Annotated in this window: 19 protein-coding genes and 2 pseudogenes; 11 read left to right on the forward strand and 10 right to left on the reverse strand. The window is 58.7% G+C overall.

The genetic code is table 11. From position 1 onward, the window contains the following. Positions 1–30: 30 nt before the first annotated feature. Positions 31–489, forward strand: a complete 459-nt coding sequence (locus ACVW0C_RS04550; protein ID WP_414332474.1) for an FxLYD domain-containing protein — start codon at positions 31–33, stop codon at positions 487–489. Here ACVW0C_RS04550 and ACVW0C_RS04555 read toward each other — a convergent pair. Next, positions 397–1,767, reverse strand: a complete 1,371-nt coding sequence (locus ACVW0C_RS04555; protein ID WP_457384471.1) for an amidohydrolase family protein — start codon at positions 1,765–1,767, stop codon at positions 397–399. The genes ACVW0C_RS04550 and ACVW0C_RS04555 overlap by 93 nt on opposite strands. Positions 1,768–2,168: 401 nt before the next feature. Here ACVW0C_RS04555 and ACVW0C_RS04560 point away from each other — a divergent pair. The 6 genes and pseudogenes from ACVW0C_RS04560 to ACVW0C_RS04585 all read left to right on the forward strand — a co-directional run. Further along, a pseudogene (locus ACVW0C_RS04560) lies at positions 2,169–2,612 on the forward strand (BMP family ABC transporter substrate-binding protein); the annotation flags it as partial. Positions 2,613–2,641: 29 nt separating this feature from the next. Then, positions 2,642–3,136: a dual OB domain-containing protein gene (locus tag ACVW0C_RS04565; protein WP_414342098.1), complete on the forward strand. Its 495-nt coding sequence runs from the start codon at positions 2,642–2,644 to the stop codon at positions 3,134–3,136. Further along, positions 3,133–3,750 (forward strand): annotated as a pseudogene (locus ACVW0C_RS04570) (DUF488 domain-containing protein). Before ACVW0C_RS04565 ends, ACVW0C_RS04570 begins: the two are co-directional and overlap by 4 nt. Continuing rightward, positions 3,747–4,178, forward strand: a complete 432-nt coding sequence (locus ACVW0C_RS04575) for a DUF488 domain-containing protein (RefSeq protein WP_457384472.1) — start codon at positions 3,747–3,749, stop codon at positions 4,176–4,178. The pseudogene ACVW0C_RS04570 and the gene ACVW0C_RS04575 overlap by 4 nt, the downstream one beginning before the upstream one ends. Positions 4,179–4,441: 263 nt before the next feature. Continuing rightward, positions 4,442–6,208: a GTPase HflX gene (hflX, locus tag ACVW0C_RS04580; protein WP_457384473.1), complete on the forward strand. Its 1,767-nt coding sequence runs from the start codon at positions 4,442–4,444 to the stop codon at positions 6,206–6,208. A gap of 115 nt (positions 6,209–6,323) precedes the next feature. Further along, positions 6,324–8,072 (forward strand): diflavin flavoprotein, encoded by a 1,749-nt coding sequence (locus ACVW0C_RS04585; protein WP_457384474.1) that lies wholly within the window; start codon positions 6,324–6,326, stop codon positions 8,070–8,072. Positions 8,073–8,175: 103 nt separating this feature from the next. Here ACVW0C_RS04585 and ACVW0C_RS04590 read toward each other — a convergent pair whose 3' ends face one another. The 6 genes from ACVW0C_RS04590 to ACVW0C_RS04615 all read right to left on the reverse strand — a co-directional run bounded on the left by ACVW0C_RS04590 (position 8,176) and on the right by ACVW0C_RS04615 (position 13,509). Next, positions 8,176–8,595, reverse strand: a complete 420-nt coding sequence (locus tag ACVW0C_RS04590) for a hypothetical protein (protein WP_457384475.1) — start codon at positions 8,593–8,595, stop codon at positions 8,176–8,178. 235 nt (positions 8,596–8,830) lie between these two features. Then, on the reverse strand, positions 8,831–9,481 hold the full coding sequence (locus tag ACVW0C_RS04595) for a precorrin-8X methylmutase (RefSeq protein WP_414342089.1): 651 nt from the start codon (positions 9,479–9,481) through the stop codon (positions 8,831–8,833). A gap of 85 nt (positions 9,482–9,566) precedes the next feature. After that, complete coding sequence (locus ACVW0C_RS04600) at positions 9,567–9,908, reverse strand: histidine triad nucleotide-binding protein (RefSeq protein ID WP_011432043.1); 342 nt, start codon at positions 9,906–9,908, stop codon at positions 9,567–9,569. Positions 9,909–9,992: 84 nt separating this feature from the next. Continuing rightward, complete coding sequence (locus ACVW0C_RS04605; protein ID WP_414329426.1) at positions 9,993–10,331, reverse strand: hypothetical protein; 339 nt, start codon at positions 10,329–10,331, stop codon at positions 9,993–9,995. 326 nt (positions 10,332–10,657) lie between these two features. Next, the gene (locus ACVW0C_RS04610) at positions 10,658–12,799 is read right to left on the reverse strand and encodes an FAD-dependent oxidoreductase (RefSeq protein ID WP_457384476.1); all 2,142 of its coding nucleotides are present in this window, start codon (positions 12,797–12,799) and stop codon (positions 10,658–10,660) included. A gap of 32 nt (positions 12,800–12,831) precedes the next feature. Continuing rightward, positions 12,832–13,509, reverse strand: coding sequence for a molybdenum cofactor guanylyltransferase (locus ACVW0C_RS04615; protein ID WP_202943706.1), 678 nt, complete (start codon positions 13,507–13,509; stop codon positions 12,832–12,834). Between the two features lie 77 nt (positions 13,510–13,586). Here ACVW0C_RS04615 and ACVW0C_RS04620 point away from each other — a divergent pair, with 77 nt between their 5' ends. The 4 genes from ACVW0C_RS04620 (at position 13,587) to psbA (ending at position 19,156) form a co-directional block, all read left to right on the forward strand. Continuing rightward, positions 13,587–13,871: a DUF2103 domain-containing protein gene (locus ACVW0C_RS04620; protein WP_011432039.1), complete on the forward strand. Its 285-nt coding sequence runs from the start codon at positions 13,587–13,589 to the stop codon at positions 13,869–13,871. Between the two features lie 122 nt (positions 13,872–13,993). After that, a complete protein-coding gene (locus ACVW0C_RS04625) occupies positions 13,994–15,436 on the forward strand; it encodes a TIGR03279 family radical SAM protein (RefSeq protein WP_457384477.1) in 1,443 nt (480 codons plus the stop codon). A gap of 4 nt (positions 15,437–15,440) precedes the next feature. Continuing rightward, positions 15,441–17,984 (forward strand): UPF0182 family membrane protein, encoded by a 2,544-nt coding sequence (locus ACVW0C_RS04630; RefSeq protein WP_457384478.1) that lies wholly within the window; start codon positions 15,441–15,443, stop codon positions 17,982–17,984. 107 nt (positions 17,985–18,091) lie between these two features. Next, on the forward strand, positions 18,092–19,156 hold the full coding sequence (gene psbA, locus ACVW0C_RS04635; RefSeq protein WP_457384454.1) for a photosystem II q(b) protein: 1,065 nt from the start codon (positions 18,092–18,094) through the stop codon (positions 19,154–19,156). Positions 19,157–19,305: 149 nt separating this feature from the next. Here the strand turns inward: psbA and ACVW0C_RS04640 are convergent, their stop codons facing one another. Genes ACVW0C_RS04640 through cobU form a run of 3 tightly spaced genes read right to left on the reverse strand, consistent with a single transcriptional unit; the run spans position 19,306 to position 20,919 of the window. Then, a complete protein-coding gene (locus ACVW0C_RS04640; RefSeq protein WP_457384479.1) occupies positions 19,306–19,848 on the reverse strand; it encodes a hypothetical protein in 543 nt (180 codons plus the stop codon). After that, positions 19,845–20,324: a CRR6 family NdhI maturation factor gene (locus tag ACVW0C_RS04645; protein WP_457384480.1), complete on the reverse strand. Its 480-nt coding sequence runs from the start codon at positions 20,322–20,324 to the stop codon at positions 19,845–19,847. The genes ACVW0C_RS04640 and ACVW0C_RS04645 overlap by 4 nt, the downstream gene beginning before the upstream one ends. Positions 20,325–20,361: 37 nt before the next feature. After that, positions 20,362–20,919, reverse strand: coding sequence for a bifunctional adenosylcobinamide kinase/adenosylcobinamide-phosphate guanylyltransferase (cobU, locus tag ACVW0C_RS04650; RefSeq protein WP_414331153.1), 558 nt, complete (start codon positions 20,917–20,919; stop codon positions 20,362–20,364). Positions 20,920–20,928 lie beyond the last annotated feature (9 nt).

Below are 20,928 nucleotides of genomic sequence, written 5' to 3' on the forward strand. Positions count from 1 at the left end.
CTAAAGAGGGTGGGCCTTGGAGGAAAAACGATGAGCCAAGTTTGGAAGCCGGCGCAGTGGCTAACCCAAAAGCTGCGTCTTGTCTGCATGAGCTTTGGCTGTGTGGCATTGGCGGTGCTCTTGATGGGCTTTGGGGCGATCCCCCTGCAACTGAAGGATCTCCACGTCACCCCCTGTCCCGATACCCCCGAATACACCAACCTGGTGACCAGCAACGGCAACCCCATACCGGCCAGGTGCCTGTTCGTCGAAGGCACAGTGGTCAACCGCTCCAAAAATACCCTGCTGAACGCGGATGTCTTCGGTCGGCTTTACGATGCCAACGGCAACGAGGTTCTGCCGGAGCGTACCCGCCTGGGGGCCATTGCAGAAGTTCCTCCCGGCGAGAGCCCTTTTTCAATTCGCATCTCGGTGCCCATAACCAGCCCCCTGCCCCTCACCCTGGAGCAATTCAAGGCCAGCGGCTTCAGCGGTACCGTGCGCCGATGAGGTCCAAAGCTGGCGGCTGAACTCCACCTGGGTGGGGCGCTCAGGCAAATGGAGCTGGGCAACCACAGGCGGGGTTTGGGCGATCAGCCGGCCCCGGCGGAAGACATACAGGCAAGCCGGTTTCAGGCGAATGGCTTCGACGGCATCAGCAGCCTGGAGCACCACCAGATCGGCATAGCAACCGGGTTCTAGGCCGTAGCCTTCCAACCCCAGAATGCGGGCCGGGTTTTCTGTTACCGCCAAAAAACACTGGCGCATCTGCTCATAGCCAGTCAGTTGGGCGGCGTGGATGGCCATGTGGGCCACCTCCAGCATGTTGCCGCTGCCCAAAGGGTACCAGGGATCCATCACGCAATCCTGGCCAAAGGCTACCGTCAAGCCTGCGTCCATCAGCTCGGTCACCCGGGTCAGCCCCCGCCGCTTGGGGTAGGTGTCGTGGCGCCCCTGCAGCACTAGGTTTACCAGCGGGTTGGCAACCACCCCCAGCTCCGCCTCGGCCATTAGAGGAATTAACTTGCTCACGTAGGCGTTGTCCATCGAGTGCATCGAGGTTAGGTGGGAGGCGGTCACCCGCCCCTGCAAGCCCAGCCGCAGCGTTTCGTAGGCCAAGGTTTCCACATGGCGCGAAAGCGGATCGTCCGTCTCGTCGCAGTGCAGATCCACCCGCAGACCCCGCGCCGCAGCAATCTCGCACAGGGCCCGCACCGAAGCTGCTCCCTCGGCCATCGTCCGCTCGAAGTGGGGGATCCCGCCCACCACCTCCACCCCCAAATCCAGAGCCTTCTCCAGAAGCTGCACCGCCCCTGGCGAGCGATAGTAGCCATCCTGAGGAAAGGCCACCAGTTGCAAATCCAAGTAGGGAGCCACTTTTTGCTTGACTTCCAGCAGCGCCCGCACCGCCAACAGGTTGGGATCGCACACATCCACATGGGTGCGGATGGCCAGGATCCCACGCGCTACTGCCCAGTCGCAATAGGTTAGGGCTCGCTCCATCACCGCCTCAGGAGTCAGCAGCGGCTTCAACTCCCCCCAGAGGGCGATCCCTTCCAGCAGGGTTCCCGATTGGTTAACGCGCGGGATCCCGTAGGTGAGGGTGGCATCCATGTGAAAGTGGGCATCCACGAAGGGGGGCGACACCAAGCGGTTGCTGACATCAATTTCTTGGGGGGCAGTGGCTTGTAAGTTGCTTTCCAGAGCCACAATGCGATCCCCCTGGATACCGATATCGATTCCCTTGCGGCCATCCGGCAAATTGGCCCGGCGCAAAATGAGATCCATATGTTGTGGCTATTTGTTTGAACTTAGGATGGAAAGAAGCAACTACAGTTGACTGAATGATAGGCCAAATCAGATAAAGATGTCTTAAATTACCTCAAAGCCCGAATTTAGGAAACCAGTTGATTGGGTTATTGCTCACTTTATAAAAGAGGGCTGTAGTCCCCAACAGCATCCGGTTGTGCAAGATATCAGCCAAGTAGTCAGAGGGATAATCTATCGAGAGCTGATTTGAGAGGACTTGGCCCTTACATCCATTCCAACCGTCAGCGAAACTTCGTTGTCCATTACAAACAAGCTCCTTCTCAAAAAATTGTATTTCAGGATACATATTTTCAGGGATCTCCCCTTTACGATAAGCCGAGCAGTAACCCGATCTCGAACTAACCTCAACAGAAGCGACTATGGCACGTTTAGAACTCTCCCGGCGGGACTTCTGCCTGCGTTCTGGGGCTTTTGTGGCTGGCCTGATGGGGAGCCGCTGGTTGGTTCGCGATGCCGCGGTGGCTCAAGGAACCAAGCTGAAGGTGGCCGGGGTTTATACGGTTCCCATTGAGCAGCAGTGGGTGAGCCGGATCCATAAAGCCTTGATGACCGCCCAGGAGCGGGGGGATATTGACTATACCTGGTCGGAGTCAGTTTCCAACACCGACTACCCACGGGTGCTGCGTCAGTATGCCGAGAGCGGCGTCCAACTGCTGGTGGGTGAGGTCTTCGGGGTGGAGCGGGAAGCGCGGGAAGTAGCCAAAGACTATCCCAAAGTCAGCTTCTTGATGGGATCCAGCCTCAAGCCGGATCCTGCCCTGAGCAATTTTGCCGTGTTTGACAACTACATCCACGAGCCTTCCTAAGCGGTGGCGACCCAGAACTTCTTGATATTCTCTGTGTCTCTTGTGATACACCTCAGCCACTACCTCACCAGAGGGAGAACCACGTTATCAATCCAAAGCACCGCTGGAAAAAAGTTGGCCACCTGCCTTGGGAGGATATCAACAGTTGGCTAGACAACCCTGAGAATCTCTGGGGCACTGGCGAGAGCAGCTATGCTGGGTGGAACAACCGGTTAAGTGTCGGGCGAGAAAGCGGAGTTTCTCTTTACCTTGTACCGGTCGAGCATTTGCGTCTGTTGGTTGGTTACAAGGCACCAGGATACCCGAATTCTAAGCGTAGAGTACGCGGCGAGTTTGTATACAAGGGAGTAAAATACTGCATGGATGTTACCGATCCTGTGATTGAACGGGATTTCCTAATGGGCGAAGACGGTCAATATGACATCCCCGATCCGGTGCTGTGTGTTAGCCTTAGCGATCCCTACTTGGGCTATTACTACAAGCTGATAGCGGCTGTTCTCTACTCAGGTCGACTCATATGAAATCAGAGATCTACACGATTGGTCACTCAAACCACGAGATTGATTTTTTCATAGACTTACTGCGCCAGTACAACATCACTGGTATTGGCGACGTTCGCTCACGTCCATATAGCCGTTACGTCCCTCAATATTCACAAGAAAAGTTGAAAAGTGCTTTAGCGTCAGCAGGTATTGCTTACGTCTTTCTGGGCAAAGAATTGTGAGGACGTAGCGAAAATCCGAGCTGCTATGATCAGGGTAGGATTCAGTATGAACGACTGGCAAATGAGCCAGCCTTCCTCGAAGGGATCGACCGCCTGATCCAAGGTTCTAGTCGGTATCGGATCGCACTGATGTGTGCTGAGAAAGACCCTATTGAATGTCATAGATCGTTGCTGGTGGCGCGTAAATTTTTTCAAAGTGGGATTCCGGTCAACCACATCTTGGCCAATGGCTCTTTGGAGACTCATGAGGCTCTAGAATCTCGTCTTCTTGCCCTTTGCAAACTTCCAGAGGGGGACTTGTTTAGAAGTCGGGAAGAGTTTATAGCCGAAGCCTATCTCATTCAAGGCAGGCGTGTCGCCTATCGAGATGAGAAAATGTCAAAAAATGATGAGCGGAGCGCGAGGCCATGAAGATATTTACGATAGGGTTTATGAAGAAAAGTGCAGAGCAATTTTTTAATCGCTTAAAACAGCCTGGTCTGGTTCAAGTTGTTGATACTCGACTTAATAACACCTCACAACTAGCGGGATTCACGAAAAAGAGGGATCTAGAGTTTTTTCTTCACGAGATCTGCAAGCTTGGATATGTTCATTTGCCGGAACTTGCACCAACTCAAGAGATTCTCGATGCTTACAAAGCCAGTGGTGAATGGTCTAACTACGAGAGACAGTTTTTGTCGCTGATGGCCGAGCGTCGCATTGAAGATCAAGTGGATAAAAGTATTCTCGATGGAGGATGTCTGCTTTGTAGTGAAGCTACACCTGAGCACTGTCATCGTAGGCTGGTTGCTGAATATTTGCGCAGAAAATGGGGTGATGTTGAAATCGTGCATCTATGATAACTAAGAGCTGGCACTACGGATTTTTCCGATTTATGCAGCTACTCCGAGTTGCAGCAGGATTCCGGCAACACGGAGCGAAAGGGATGCCCAACCGATTTGGAAACTCTCTCACCGACAGCAAGCTCAATACAGGGATCCCCGCTTGGGCAGCTCCAACACTGGGCCAGTGTTTGCCGCCGTTGCTTTTGGATCCCAAGTTCCTGCTGTCAGCTAGCGTGTATGGTAGATGAAAGCTTGTTTTTGGGTCTTTCCCCGTCCCCATGCCCAGGGCTAGCACCTCTCGCCATCAGACCGACCCCCGCTTCAGCTCTGCTATCGCTCCACGACGCTTTCCCGAACAGGCCAAAGGGTTAAAGCCCCACCAACAAAAGCAACTGCAACGGCTTTACCAACTGCGCCTACCCCCCAACCGCCTGGTGACGGTGGAGTTTGCCCAACGGCTGGGATCCCTGACCCAAGAGTTGGAAGGCCGGCCCATCAGCGTTTACCTCAACCGGCGCGGCCAGGTGATCCGCGTAGGGGTGGGATCCCCTTTTGAAACCCAGATTCCCGCTTGGGAATTGCCCCGCCAGGGGGCCGAGCGCCTATCCGGGATCCGCTGCATCACCACCCAAATGGGGGAGGGGGGCCCCGGTCAAAAAGCGCTGACGGCCATGGCTTTGCAGCGTTTGGATGCCCTCATCACCCTTTCCGTGTCCAAGTCAGGAGGGCACCGACGCCGGGGAGGAGCGGCTACGGGCTTTGTTCACCGGGCCTATCTGGCCCATCTGCTGCCGGAGGGAGAGCGCCGTTGGCAGGTTTCTGAGCCTTTGCCTTTGGGGATCCTGGCAGAACAGGATCTGCAGGAGCTGGTGGCGGAGCTAGAAGATGGCTTTCGGCGCCAGTTGACCGCCCGCCAGGTGGATCTGGATCAGGATCGGGCCATCCTGGTGGGGCTGCAGGAGTCCGGGCAGAGCTACGAGGATCTCATGGATGGGTTGGCGGAGCTGAGCCGCCTGGTGGAGAGTGCCGGCGGACAGGTGCTGCAAGCCCTCTGGCAGAGGCGGGAGGGCCCCAATTCGGCCACGGTAATCGGATCCGGTAAGGTGCAAGAGCTGGCTCTGCTGGTCCAGGATCTGGGCGCTAACTTGGTGGTGTTCGACCGGGAACTTACCCCCAGCCAGGTGCGCACCCTGGAAGAGGCGGTGGGGGTGCGGGTGGTGGATCGCAGCGAGGTGATCCTGGATATTTTTGCCCAGCGGGCCAGAACCCGAGCCGGGAAGCTGCAGGTGGAGCTGGCGCAACTGCAGTATTTGCTGCCTCGCCTGGCCGGTCGCGGTCGCACCATGTCGCGGCTGGGGGGTGGGATCGGTACTCGGGGCCCGGGGGAAACCCAACTGGAAATGGAGCGGCGGGCCATCCAGCGGCGCATCAGCAAGCTGCGGCAAGAGGTGGAAGAGCTGCGCCGCCACCGCCAGCGGCTGCGCCAACGGCGCGAGGCATCCCAAATTCCCGTGGTGGCCCTGGTGGGCTACACCAACGCCGGCAAATCCACCCTCCTCAATGCCCTCACCCATGCCCAGGTCTACGTGGCCGACCAACTCTTTGCCACCTTGGATCCCACTACCCGGCGGCTGGATCTGCCCAACCGGCAGGCGGTCCTGCTGACCGACACGGTGGGATTTCTAACCGAATTGCCAGACCAACTGGTGGATGCCTTTCAAGCCACCCTGGAAGAGGTGACGGAAGCGGATGCCCTGCTGCATGTGGTGGATCTGTCTCACCCCAACTGGGAAGGACAGATCGAGGCGGTGGAAACCTTGCTGGACAAGCTGCCCTTGGCCACTGGTCCCCGCCAGCTGGTGTTCAACAAAATCGACCGCCTCGACCCCGAATGGGTGGAAGACGTCCGCCTGCTCTACCCCAAAGCCCTGTTTGTTTCCGCCGCCACCGGCCAAAACCTGGATCAGTTGCGCCACACCCTGGCCCAGTTTGCTACAGCCCTAAGTCCTAACCCCTTCGATTGGCAGGAACCCAAGGATCCCTAAAAGCATTCCATAAGGATTTCCAAACCTGCATAGCTCATCTTCATCCGCCGTCAACATAAACATTCAGTTACATTGAGATCAGGATTGTGACCCGACTTAAAGTTAGGGAGAGAACATGGCCACCACTGCAGTTGCACCTCAAGTCGCACCTCGCCTGGCCCAGCCCCATCTGACGCTGCAAACTCTGCCCATCGGGGCCGACACCCTTGCCATTCGCTCCCAAGATTGGGATCGGGATCGATTTGACATCGAATTTGCTCTGGAAAATGGCACCACCTACAACTCCTTCTTGATTCGCGGCGAGAAGGTGGCCCTCATCGACACCTCCCACGAGAAGTTTCGCCAGTTGTACCTGGATTGCCTGCAAGGGATCGTGGATCCCACTGCGATCGACTACCTGGTGGTCAGCCACACCGAGCCAGATCACAGCGGCCTGGTTGGGGATCTGCTGGAGCTGGCGCCCCAGATGACGGTGGTGGCCTCCAAGGTGGCGGTGCAATTTCTGGAAGATCTGGTGCATCGGCCCTTCCAGCGGCTGGTGGTGAAACAGGGAGATCGCTTGGATCTGGGCAAGGGGCATGTCCTGGAATTTATCTCTGCCCCCAACTTGCACTGGCCCGACACCATCCTCACCTACGACCACGGCACCCAGATCCTTTACACCTGCGACGTGTTTGGGATGCACTACTGCGACGATTTCGCCTGGGACGAACATCCCCACCTGTTGCAGGCCGACTTCAAGCTCTACTACGACTGCCTCATGGGGCCCAACGCCCGCTCGGTGTTGTCCGCCCTGAAGCGCATGGAAGCCTTGCCTCCCATCGCTGCCATTGCTACCGGCCACGGCCCCCTACTGCGCCATCACCTGTCCGACTGGGTGGGGCAATATCGCACCTGGAGCCTCGAGCAGGCCAAAGCCGAGCGCCTGGTGGCAGTGTTCTACCTGTCCGGCTATGGCCAGGCGGAAACCTTGGCCCAGGCCATTGCCCGCGGGATCCAAAAAACCGGCATCCAGGTGGAGCTGGCAGATTTGCGGCTGGTGGATGCCCACGAGGTGCGGGAGCTGATGAGCTTGGCCGCCGGTGTGGTGATAGGCATGCCGCCCCAATCAGGGCCTGAGGCCGCCACCACTCAAGTGCTGCTGAAAACCCTTTTGGCCTCTGCCCACAGCAAGCAAGGCTTTGGTCTGTTTGAGTCGGGCGGCGAAGATGATGAGTCGGTGTACCTCTGCCGCAACACACTGCAAGAAATCGGCGCCAAAGAGGTGTTTGCCCCCATTCTGCTTAAGCAGCCTGCCGGCGAGGCTCTGCTGCAACTGGCCGAAGAAGCAGGTACCGATCTGGGGCAGTGGCTGACGCGGGATCGCAACATTCAGCAGATGAAAGCCTTGGATGCCGACCTGGATCGCGCCCTGGGCCGCATCAGCAATGGCCTCTACATCATCACTGCCCGCAAAGGGCAAGCCACCAGCGCCATGCTTGCCTCCTGGGTGGCCCAAGCCAGCACCGATCCGCCAGGGATCAGCATTGCGGTGGCCAAGGATCGGGCCATCGAATCCTTCCTGCAGGTGGGAGATACCTTCGTGTTAAATGTGCTGCAAGAAGGCCATTACCAACCCTTGATGCGCCACTTCCTGAAGCGATTTCCACCGGGAGCCGACCGCTTTGCCGGGATCAAGACCTACCCTGCTGCCAACGGATCCCCCATCTTGGCCGATGCTTTGGCCTACCTGGAGTGCCGTGTGGTGAGCCGCCTGGAAACCAGCGATCACTGGGTGGTGTACAGCACCTTGGAAGCCGGTCGGGTCTCCAGCCCAGAGGGCCTTACTGCCATCCACCACCGCAAGGTGGGGAATCATTACTGATTGAGGCGTGAGCAGTGAGAAGGGAGAAGTGAGAGATGATCCCTCACCTCCAGCCCTTCTCCCTGGGGAAGCTGGGATCCCTGTAGCGAACAGACTCACAAATTCAATAGGACTGCCGATAGACCAACCCACTGGGATGTAGGAAGAAGGGGCTGTCTTCTCCCAGGCGGATCCCGATCTGCTCCAGCTGTTCCCCTTGGCGGGTCGCAGGCCCTAAGGGCAGCCCCTCTGTTCCCTGTTGAATCCTTTGGGATCCCTGCTGGGCTGGCCGATAAGGGACGCTGTTCAAACCTGAAGAGAGGGGATCCGAGGGGGCATACCTCTGTCGCCAGCGCTGGTAGGGGCTGACTTGGATCCCTGCCTTGTCCATCTGGGTTGTCGAGAGGGCAGAGGCAGGTGCTGACACCTCTGACAACTGCAGTGAAGAGGGCAGAAGGGCAACCGCCGGACATGGCTCAGCTTGTGCCCAAGCCCCCGGCGCAAAAACCCAGGCAAGCCAGCAAAAGAAGATGGCACACCGCATGGGAAGATCCCTCCATAGGCCCAACCAGTCGTCTCTCAGGCCATTTTTCAAGGGCAGGACTGAGAGCACAGCTCCCATCTTGCCGATGCCGACTTGAAGGCCGGGTGCTCGGGATCCCCCCAGTTGAGTGATCTCGATCAGATCAGCAGACCTACTCTAGAAATGGGGTCTAAAGCCCTGCTCTACCGCTGCGCAGTTTGCCTTGGCTTAGCCAGCCAGTAGAGCAAGGAGCATGTCAAGAAACGGCGGATTTGCCAGGATAGTCTGCGCTGCTGACCCGTACATAGGCGTGCCAAGCCAAGTCCAGCAGGCCATCCAACACCGCTGCAGCCACTGCCGGGCCTCCTTTGCGTCCCTCAGTGCGGATGTGGGGCACCATGGAATCGGCTAGCTCCTGCTTGGCTTGCACCACGTTCACAAACCCAGCCGGCGTGGCGATGACCAGAGCAGGGGCCACCTCCTTCTTTCTAATCAGCTGCACCAAGGTGGAGAGGGCAGTCTGGGATTGGCCAATCACAAAGATCGCCTCAGGGTAGCGTTGGGCCAGGGTTTCCAAGCCCCAAGCGGAGCGGGTCTTGTCCCTTTGGGGACGGGTAATCGCTTCGCTGCCGCAGTAGATGGGGTTGGAAAAGGTGTTCTGAACAGCCCAGGCAATGCCCACCTGTACCATCGGCTCATCGACCACAATGGTGGTACGCGCTGCCAAGGCCGCCGCCCCAGCCTGTAAGGCTTCGTTACCAAAACGGATGAGGTTCAAGTACTCAAAGTCGGCGGTAGCATAAATAACCCGACGAACCACCTCATACTCAGCAGGAGAAAGCTCGTGCTTGCCCACCTCCTGGTCGATGATCATCAAACTCTCTGCATCGGTTACGTGCCACTCCATCGATCCCAGACCCCGCCCGCCGTTTATCCTCAGTAATGACAGGATTGTACCTGCAGAGGCTCCAATGGGTGGGAAAAACCATCGCTCAACCTGGGGGCCAGCCCATCCCCCGACCGCCCAGAACGTGAATGTGGAGATGAAAGACGGTTTGCCCGCCGTCTTCTCCTTCGTTGATCACCAATCGATAACCTTTATTTAAACCTGCCTCGGCAGCCACCCGCTGAGCGGTCAGCAGGAGATGTCCCAGCAATGCCTCATGTTCGGGCTTGGCCTGGGAAATGCCGGGGATGGGCTCTTTGGGCACCACCAAAATGTGGACAGGGGCTTGGGGGGCAATATCTTTGAAGGCCAGGGCTCTATCGTCTTCGTAAACGATTTGTGCAGGGATCTCCCTGCGAATAATCTTGCCGAAAACTGTGTCGCTCATGGGTGCTCACAAATTAGTTCTGCCCTTAGCCTACCTGCTAACCGCACATTCTCCCACCCAGGTGGCGAGAGTGGCGCTCGGCACCTACTGCTTCAGCAGCCATTCAAATTCCTGCCGCAGTGATTGAATATGCCCCACTCGCGAGACCAACAGCGCATCTCGCCCGGCATCGCGAAAACGAGAGCGCCACAAACTCACCAAATCGGGGTTGCTGCACCAAAAGCGGATAACAGCGTCGACCAACTGATCCAAGTCCCAGCCGCGCCGGGCCGGCACTTCCTCCACGGATCCCAGTAACGCATCGAGGGTGCAGGAGCTGGTACCCAGGTATTCCACCCCACAGGGCCGCTGGGCCAGCTTCTGTTGCTGATGAAAGAACTGTAGAGCAGGGGCGATGCCGATGATCTCGAAGGTGTAAACCATGTTGCTCCGCAACGCTGACGCGACTGGGCTCAGTCCTAACTTTTTGCGAAAATAAGGGTTCTCAAAAAATGGGGTTCAGCAGTCTCTCGACCGGTTTGAAGTCGGGATCCCTTCCCAACTGCCGTCGATCTCTGATTAGGCATTGATTATACCCAACTTGGGCAAGCTGCCAAGCCGGAAAAAACGCTGCCCTGCTGACGCGAGCGGCAGATAGAGACCTTATTGAGGGATCACGGCGACAGCGCTATTGCCTTGGTGTCCGGTGCATTTAGCTAGACCGCCGGGGAGCCCCGCCCTCTGTGCATCAGCGTGAGTGCAGGAGTATGTCACTGCTGCAGGGATCCTATCCAAGTTGGTATTGTGTCTTGGGTCTTTTCTTGAGTGGGGGGGAGTTGAAACTGAATGCGCGGCTGCCCTACCCCATAGGTGAGGGTGTAGCTCCACTGCAGGCAGCGCAGCCACAGGCGGGGGTAACGCGCTTCTAGCCAGGGCTGGAGGCGACGCAGCAGATTTGGAAGCCAGCCCCTGAGCAAAGCAGAGGTCAAGGCCAGGCCGGTATAGCTGAAGTAGGTGGGCAGCCACTGGGCAAAGCCTTTGGCCCCTACGGCCTCCCAGATCCACAGCAGCAGCCGTGGGTTTTGCAGGGCAGCTTTGATGGCCATGCGGTTAAAGGCCAGCCAGCCAGCCCGGTCTTTGATGAAATCGTCCACCACCTCCGGCGGCTCGGTGGCGAGAATGCCAAAAAAGCTGTTGAGGGTGGCATTGATGCGCTCGGGGGGCAGCACCTTGCCGGTGGGCACCATCATCCCCCGCGAGAAGAGCCAGGTGACGGCCGAGTTGCCCTGGTAGGCCCGGATCTGGGCTAAGTCCGCCGCCCTGAGCAGGTCGTGGCGCAGCGCCGTATCCAGCAGATCGCACAGGCGGGGGCAGTTGCGCACCAGGGATCCAAAGCCGGTAAAGCTAAGGGGCGATTGCATAGCCGCCGCATCCCCTATGAGCAGTATCCGGTCAAAGGGTTCCGAAGACTCCGCCCCGCTGCCGCGAACAGGGTGCCGGGGCTGGCCAAATCGTCCGGGGATATAGCCGAAGGTCGCTTTTTTCCACTGCAAGCGCTCTGGGTCGCAGCGGCGGTATTCCGGCAGAATAGTGAAAAAATCTTCGTACAGTTCCAGCAGGGATCCGGGGTTTTCCGGATGCACCTGGTGGTAGTGGAACAGATAAAAGGTAAGATCTTCGCCTGGGCCGGGGAACAGCTCCCAAATGAGTTGCCGACCGCGGCTGATGTCCCCGTGGCTGGCCAGAATGTCCCCAAACTGGGGATCCCATACCCCTGGCTCAAACCCCCCCGCAATGGTAGCCCCCACCGTGGGGCAGACGCTATCAAAAGCCCGATGGCGGTAAAGCTGCTGGGCAATGGGAGAGACTGTTCCCATAGCATCCACCACAAGGCGGGATCCCAGCCGAAACTCCTCGCCGGTGGGCAAATCCTTCAAAACCAGCGTGACGCCTTGTTCGCCAACATAGGCCCGCTGAAACTCGGTGCGCTCGTAGATAGCTCCCCCGCAGGAAGTGAGGATTTGGCCACAGAGCTGCAATAGCTTTTCCGCATCAATGGCCAGATTGAGTACCGTGGGCGTGTGCAGGACAGGGGCGCGAACCGGGCTATTGCCGTCAAAAAACTTGTTGAACCCATCTGTATATTCCCGCAGGATCAAGCTCTCCATCTGCTCGGCGCTCAAAAGGCCCAAATCCACCAGGGTTTGCAGCTCCCGCCAGGAGATGTTCCACTCGCGGTTCATGCGGCCAAAAGGGAGTCGCTCCACCAAGGCCACGCGGTAGCCCAAGCGAGCCATGGCCGCTCCATAGATGGCTCCCAGCGCTCCTCCCACGATGGCCAGATCCCACTCCACCGGGGCCGGCTCAGGGCCAGGCTGGCGAAACAAGACCGGCTGAGCAGGGCGGTGGGCTGCGTGGCAATGTTGCACTTCTTCCCGCCAGCGCTTTTCCCACCAGTACACCCGCTGCAGGTCAAATTCTCCATTGGGGATCCGCCGAAAATACTTCACCGTTTGCGGGTAGAAAGGCTCAAGCTGATCGAAGATGGATCCCCGGTTCAGATCGATCTGGGGCAACTGCGGGTAGCGGTGGGGAAATTGGCTTTGAATGGCCTGTTCCAGCTCTCCCAGCCAGCGAGCTTGGCGGGGGAAGGGCTGTTCCGACCACTGGAACACCTTGAGATAGGTAGTGTTCAGCCCCGACCACAAGAAAAGGGCCAGCTCAGCGCCGGATCCCTGTAGGCGCAGGCCCGTGGGGGTAAGAACCTTCTGGCTGCCTTGGGGCAGGGGGATACACTCCTGTAGCCAGCGCAGCACTTGAGCACTATCGGGGCAAGGGATCTCGCGGTAGTAAAGGGAAGTAAGCACGGCGCCGAGATAAGAAACCGAGCAAATCTTTACCCATTGTGACATGAGGGGATCCCTCCCTTTGCCGATCCCAGGGATCACCCCCTACCCAGGTTTCCCCCCAGCTGCAGATCGGCAGGGGTGTTGCAATTGGTGAGCATCCTCTCAAGGGACTCCGTCCCGCTGTCGGGAACGGTCAGGGGCAGGATGGCTGTTGGCACCTGGGACAACCAGCCCTGAAAGGATCTTCCTCCTGCCTGCAAGAAACTCTCCAGAGAACCTAGCTGCGCCAGGCGGTAGAAGCCACACAGGGGCTCCCAGCCCCGCTGACTTTTGGGCAGGGCGGCCACCGTCTGAGGGGGCAGGGTGGCAAGGCGCTGTCGCCAATCCCCAAGAACCTGCTCCTGCAAGCAGGGCAGATCGCAGGCCAGCAGCAGGATCCACTCCGGGGGAGCAGCCAAGGTTTGTAGCCGCCGGATCCCCTCTTGAAAGGCCAGCAGCGGGCCTCGGTGTTGCTCTGCAACGCTGTCGCGGCTGTGAACGTTTTCCCGCCAGAGGTGCCAACCGGGATCCACCACCGGCGCATAGCGCTCCGGCCAGGGGGTGAGGATGTAAACCGCGTCGGCGCAGGCTGCTGCCACCTGAGCCACCCGTCGCAGCAGGGGGATCCCATCCCAAAGCACCAAGGCTTTGTCGGATCCCATGCGGCGGCTGTTGCCCCCGGCCAAGATCAGAGCCACGACCGCAGGCGGGGAATCTTCAGGCATTTTGGACATCCAGTTTTCCACAACGAGCAGCAGGTATTTGTGGAGGAATAGGATAGGGATCCCATCCTTTCCTCACTCTAGCCGCTATGTCTGAGCCCTCTGGTCGTCTGGTTTGGAACCACTCTACCCATATCTCAGGGTTGATCCCTGTTTTGGAACGCCTGACCCGGCAGGCGGGCATTAAAACCGTGACGCCGGGCGCTCTGTCCTGCAGCCGTGGGCGGATCCCCCAGTTGCAGTTGCGGGTTTCGGTGCCGATCCGGGGCGGGTACAAGCTGGTGGCCCGCAAGGGAAGCAGCGTGCAAGAGGTGTTTGTGGTAACGGATCTCAGCCAAACCGAGCTAGAGGCGGCTATTCTCCGCTGTTTGTAGTCAACTGTTTGTAGTCAACTGTTTGTAGTCAACCGAGCCTCGTTATTGCTCCGCAACGCTGTCCCGACCCAGAACTTCGTCCTGCTGGGGCAAATGGCACATCAGTTGAGGATGAGTTAGCTATGTCTCGTGCTAGTCTCAAGCCCGCCCGTATCAGCGCTGTTTTACCCGGATCCCTGGCAGCAGAAGTGGGCATCCAACCTGGAGAGGCCCTGGTCAGCATCAACGGCGAACGCCCCCGCGATCTCATCGACTACCGCTTCCTGATCGCTGAGGAGTATGTAAGCCTGGAGATCTTGAATAGCCAAGGGATCCCGCGCACAGTTGAGCTGGAGAAGGGAATCGACGAGGATCTGGGGCTAGAGTTTGAGACAGCCCTGTTCGATGGCCTGATCCAGTGCGCCAACGCTTGCCCCTTTTGCTTCATCGACCAACAACCTCCGGAAATGCGGGCAACGCTGCACCTCAAGGACGACGACTACCGCCTCAGCTTTCTCTACGGCAGCTACCTCACCCTCACCAACTTGCCTGCTGCCGAATGGGAGCGCATCGCTCGCCTGCGCCTTTCTCCCCTCTACGTGTCAGTGCATGCTACCGACCCGGAGCTGCGCAGCCGCTTGCTCAAAAACCCGCGGGCTGGCCTGATTTTGGAGCAGTTGGCCTGGTTTCGCCAGCATCGCTTGCAACTGCACGCACAGGTGGTGGTCTGCCCAGGCTGGAACGATGGGGATCACCTCACCCGCACACTCCTCGATTTGGCCGCCTTTCGCCGGCCCGTAGACGGGATCCCTACGGTGCTGTCGGCTGCTGTGGTGCCTGTGGGGTTGACGCGCTTTCGCCCCCCTGGTGATGAGCTGGTTCCTGTCGATGCAGCCAAGGCCCGAGAAGTGATCCAGCAGGTGGAAACTTTGCAGGTCGGGTTTCGGCAAACATTGGGATCCACCTTTGCCTGGCTGGCCGATGAGTGGTATCTGCTGGCGGGGTGGGAACTGCCCCCGGCAGAGCACTATGAAGATTACCCCCAACTGGGGAATGGCGTGGGATCCCTGCGGCTTTTCCTCAGCCAGTTCGAGCAGCTCAAACTGCCGCCTGAGCTCCCTTCTCCCCTCAAGGTTCTGTGGGTGGTGGGCAATGCCGTAGAGCAAGCCTTCCAGCCTGTGGTGGAGCAGATGAACCGCATCCGCGGGCTGCAGTTGGATCTTTTGCCTATTGCCAGCCAATTTTGGGGACAAACCCTGACGGTAACCGGGCTGCTGACGGGCCAAGATGTCTTGAATGCCTTGAAATCGGTTGAAAACTTGGCGGCCTACGATGGGCTGCTGCTACCTCAGATTGCCCTTAAGGATGGGGAGCGCTTTTTGGACGATCTGACCTGGCAAGAGGTGCAGGCCCAGGTGGGGATCCCGGTGGTGCGGGTGGACGGCGGGCCGGCAGGCTTGGTGCAGGCGGTGCAACAGCTAGAACAGGGCTATGCCTACGGCACCCTGTGTTGTTCCGCAACGCTCGGGCGAAGGGAAACTGCACCGCTGACGCGACCAAGAACAGCTTTGAGCCGAGGATCCTGAGGCGATGCAGAGGTTGCGGCGAGGATTGTTTCTGCTGCTGGGGGTGGGGCTGGGGATCCTGGCCATCACGGGCTTGGCGGCTTTCTACGTAGATCTGGCCTGGTTTGCCGAGCTGAATGCCCTGCCGGTGCTGTGGACGCGGGTAATTGCCCGCTGGGGGCTGGGCCTGGGCGCTTTCCTCTTTGCCCTGGCGGTGACGGGATCCAACATCTGCTCCTGCTGGCGGGGGGCAACCTTGACCGGGGCCTGGGCGATTGCCACAGGTTTGAGTGTTTTCTTTGCTGGGTCTCTTTCCAATCACTGGTTCACGCTGTTGCTCTGGCTGAACCAGGGGCCCGTCGGGGAGTCGGATCCCATTTTCAACCGCGATCTCGGCTTTTTTCTCTTCAGCCTGCCTTTCTGGGAGACGGTGCAGCAGTGGTGCTTCAACCTGGTGCTGCTCACCTTGATTGCCGTTGTCCTCATCTACTTGGTAGAGCTGGGGCTTTCCGAGCAACGGCTGACCTTGGCCCTTTCTCTCTATGCCCAGCGGCACCTGCTGATCTTGGGGGGATCCCTGTTTCTCATTCGGGCTTGGGGCCATTGGCTGGAGCGCTACGAGCTGCTCTATTCCACCCGCGGCGTTGTGTTTGGGGCCGGTTTTGCCGATGTGCATGCAACTCTGCCGGCCACGACCTTGATGAGCGGGGTGGCGGGCTTGACGGCAGTGGGGTTCTGGGCTTTGGCTCGCCAAGGGATCCGCCTCAACCTTCCTTTCCTCAAGTCCTGGTGCCCTTCCTGGGCCAGCTCTCTCCTGGCGCCGGCCATCCTCTGGGGGGCCTACCTGGGGTTTGGGCTGCTGACCACCCAACTTTACCCCCAACTGGTGCAGACCTTCTTGGTCACCCCCAACGAGCTGGAGCTGGAGCGCCCCTACATCGAGGACAACATCCGTTTTACCCGTGCTGGCTTTGGCCTGGCCGATGTCGAAGTCCAACCCTTCCCGGAAGGGGGAGCCCTCACCTGGGAGATCCTGCAGCAGAATCAATCCACCCTGAGCAACGTGCGCCTCTGGGATGCGGAGCCTCTATTGGCCACCTACCGCCAACTGCAAGAAATCCGCCCCTACTACCAATTTCCCTATGTGAATGTGGATCGCTACCGCATTGGGGGAGAATTGCGCCAAGTTATGCATGCCGCCCGCGAGCTGGACTTTGCCCAGGTGCCCCCCGCCGCCCAAACCTGGGTTAACCGGCGGTTTTTCTACACCCACGGCTATGGCCTCACCCTCAGCCCGGTGAACGTGGTGACCCCTGAGGGCCTGCCGGACTTTTTCCTGTCGGATATTCCGCCGCGGGTTTCTCCTCGCTACCCTGAGGTGGCCTCCGTCTTGCGGGTGGAGCAGCCGGCCCTCTACTATGGCGAGCTGACCACCACCGATGTTTTCGTGGGCGCTGAGGCGCGGGAATTGGACTACCCTGCAGCAGAGCGCTATGTGTACAGCAGCTATCAGGGCAGCGGTGGCGTGCCCATTCCCCACCTCTGGCAGCGGTTTCTCTACGCCTGGCATTTTGGCGATCTGCGCATCCTTCTCAGCCGCGAGCTGTCTTCTGCCACCCGCTTTCTCTATCGCCGCCAAATCCGCGAGCGCATCCGTCGGGTGATGCCCTTTTTGCTCTACGACCGGGATCCCTACCTAGTGATCGGAGATGGCAAGCTCTACTGGTTTTTCGATGCCTATACCACCAGCAGCCGCTACCCCTACTCGGAGCACCTGCCCGGCTTTCCCTTCAACTACATCCGCAACTCGGTCAAGGCGGTGATGGACGCCTACAACGGCAGCATCGACTGGTACATCGCCGACCCTCAGGATCCCCTCATCCAAGCCTACGCCCGCATCTACCCCACCCTCTTCAAGCCTCTGGAGGCAATGCCGGAGCCGCTGCGGCAACACATCCGCTATCCCCAAGACCTCTTCCGCCTGCAAGCGCAGCAGTTCGCCACCTACCACATGACGGATCCCCGCCTCTTCTACAACCGCGAGGATCAATGGCAGATCCCCGGCCAGTTCCGCAACCGACGGCGCATTCCCATGCAGCCGCAATATCTCATCCTCACCTTGCCGAGGGATCCCCAAGGGGTTGCAAACCACACTCCTGAGTTCGTCCTCCTCTCCCCCTATGCCCCTGTTAACAAGCAGAACATGGTGGCTTGGATAGCGGCCCGCTGCGACGGGGAAAACTACGGCAAGCTCCTGGTGTACGAGTTTTCCAAGCAACGCCTCATCTATGGCCCGGAACAGGTGGAAGCGCGGGTCAATCAGGATCCCTTGATCTCCGAGCAAATTTCCCTCTGGAACCAGCATGGGTCGCGGGTGAACCTGGGCACGCTGCTGGTCATCCCCATCGAGACTTCTTTGCTCTATGTTCAGCCCCTTTACATCGAAGCAGAACAGGGCCGCTTGCCTCAGCTCACCCGGGTGATCGCTGCCTACGAAGACCGGGTGGTGATGGAACCGACTCTCGGCCAGGCCTTAGAAGCCCTCTTTCTGCCGAGGGGTAGCCGGTAGAGAAAGGGATCCCCTCCTCATTTTTGAGGCAGGTAGTTGACGAAACTTAACGGATGTTTTAGGTTTAGGTTGTCAATCTTCGCGCTTCCTTAGGGAAGTTTGACCTCATGACTACTGTTATCCAACGTCGCTCAACCAGCAACGTGTGGGAGCAGTTCTGCGAGTGGGTCACCTCCACCGATAACCGCCTTTACATTGGCTGGTTTGGGGTGCTGATGATTCCCACCCTCCTGACTGCCACCACCTGCTTTATCATCGCCTTCATTGGGGCTCCGCCGGTGGACATTGACGGCATCCGCGAGCCCGTTTCCGGTTCCTTGCTGTACGGGAACAACATCATTTCTGGGGCTGTAGTGCCCTCTTCGGCAGCCATTGGCCTGCACTTTTACCCGATTTGGGAAGCCGCCTCACTGGACGAGTGGCTGTACAACGGCGGTCCGTACCAGCTGATTGTGCTGCACTTTTTGATTGGGGTGTTCTGCTACATGGGACGCGAATGGGAGCTGAGCTACCGTTTGGGGATGCGGCCCTGGATTGCGGTGGCTTACTCTGCGCCGGTGGCAGCGGCCACAGCAGTGTTTTTGATTTACCCGATTGGGCAGGGGTCGTTCTCGGATGGGATGCCCCTGGGGATTTCGGGGACCTTCAACTTCATGCTGGTGTTCCAGGCAGAGCACAACATCCTGATGCACCCGTTCCACCAGCTGGGCGTAGCTGGCGTGTTTGGGGGTGCGCTGTTTAGCGCCATGCACGGGTCGCTGGTGACCTCGAGCCTGATTCGGGAGACCTCGGAAGAGGAGTCTCAGAACCTGGGGTACAAGTTTGGGCAAGAGGAAGAGACCTACAACATTGTGGCGGCGCACGGGTATTTTGGCCGGTTGATTTTCCGGTATGCGTCGTTCAACAACAGCCGGAGCCTGCACTTTTTCCTGGCGGCTTGGCCGGTGATTGGGATTTGGTTTACGGCGCTGGGGATCAGCATCATGGCGTTCAACCTGAACGGGTTCAACTTCAACCAGTCGATTGTGGACAGCAACGGTCGAGTGGTTGGGACGTGGGCTGATGTGTTGAACCGTGCCAACCTGGGGATGGAAGTGATGCACGAGCGGAATGCGCACAACTTCCCGCTGGATTTGGCGGCGGTGGAGGTAGCGCCTGCGGTGCGTGGCTGATGGCCTGACCTGACGCTTCAACAGCATTGGTGGATTCCCCAGCTTGGTCTGGGGGATTTTTTGTGGTTTCCCTAGCAACAAGAATGAAGTTTCGCCTACCCTCCAAGTGAAGAGGAACGGTTCGAGCCGCAGGGATCAGTGGGTGGCGCTCAGTTCCTTGGTTGGGCAGCATTGCAGAGCAGCAGGGCATCTGGATCCCAAAGGATCTGCCCATCAAGAGCCATTCTCCCCAACACCGGCATTCCTACTTGGGCTTCCAGGCGCGGGATCAAAGTTGCATCCAGCTTTTCCAAGGCTTGGGGATCCCCAGTTTCGGTCAGGGATCCAATCAGCACCCACCCCAAACCGCGGGCCTTGGCTTGGCGCAACAGGGCGGCAAAAGCGGCAGCTTGGCTCAGAGCGGTCTCCCGCTGCAGCGTCAGCAGCAAGCTCAACCCCCACGCATGGGCCAGATCCGCCCAAGTTTGGCCTGGCCCCAGGGGATCGGCAACGCTGCCCGGCAAAACCAGTAGGGGATCTTTTTCTCCTGCCCACTCGGAGATTTGTTGCCAGAGGGCCTTTAGCTGAGCTTCCGAAGGGGTAGGATCCACACTGAGCCGGCCCCAAGGGCGTTGAACCACCTGCTGCCAAGCGTCGGCCACTGCCGTAGCTCCTGGGATCCCCGGCCAGGTGTTGGCCACCATCACCTTCATGGCTCTGCCTCCCACAGGGCGAGAAACTCCGGCTGGATCTCGAAGCCAAACACCAAAGCCATATCCCGCAGCATGGAGGCGGATCCCAGGTTCTGCTGCTTGAACCACCGCATCAACACAAAGATCTTCTGATAGACGAAGATCTCCAACGCTTCTGGGTTGTAAACAATACCCTCCCGAGGGTTGAATTGGTGGGGCACCATCATAGCCGCGTAACGGGCGAGTTCTCCTTGGCGCCAATTGAGAAAGTAGGGCATCCAGGGGTAGACTGTATCCCAACGAATAAACCACAGGCGCACCTCCGGGATCTCGGACAGCTCCCGTGGATCCTCAGGGCTGCGCGGCCAATCGATGGCGCATTGCACCTGCTGGGCAGCACGCACGGGATCGGCCATCAAGGTTTTCACCAGCTCATGGCCGGGGGTGAGATCCAGAGTTTGAATGGCCTTGGCAGGAAGGTAGAGGGTAATCGGCACGGCAACACAGCTATCTGGCTTGCAAATGCAGCTTATCTCAGCTCTGCTCTGTCTTGCTCGCCACTGGGATCCCTAGACGGGTGAGATCCAGGGCAAAACCTGCTGTTACCAAAAACACTTGGTCGGCCAGGGGAGCCAGCCTTTGGGTTAGTTCCCCCATCCGATCCCGAAACCGTCGCCCCAGTGGGTAAGCGGGCACCACCCCCCAGCCCACTTCTTCAGACACCAGGAGGATCTCCCCTCTATGGCTTTGCAAGGTTGCCAAGAAGGATTGCACCAAGGGATCCCATTCTGAAGAGGGACAGTCTAGGCCCTGCGCCACCCATCCCCCCAGCGAATCCACCAGCGCACAACAGGGCTGGGGCAACTTTTGCAGTTCTGCCCCCAAGTCCCTCCCGGTTTCCCAAGTCTGCCAACTGGAAGGCCGCCGTTGCCGGTGCTGTTGAACGCGCTCTGCCCATTCTGGATCCGTCTTGGGATCGGGTTTCGGCCCGGTAGCCAGGTAGATAACCGGCAAGCCCGAAGCCGCAGCCAAACCCTCTGCCAGCCGGCTTTTGCCAGAGCGCACAGGGCCACAGATCAGCACAATCGCCATTGGGTAGAA

The sequence above is a fragment of the Thermostichus sp. OS-CIW-26 genome (assembly GCF_054058395.1).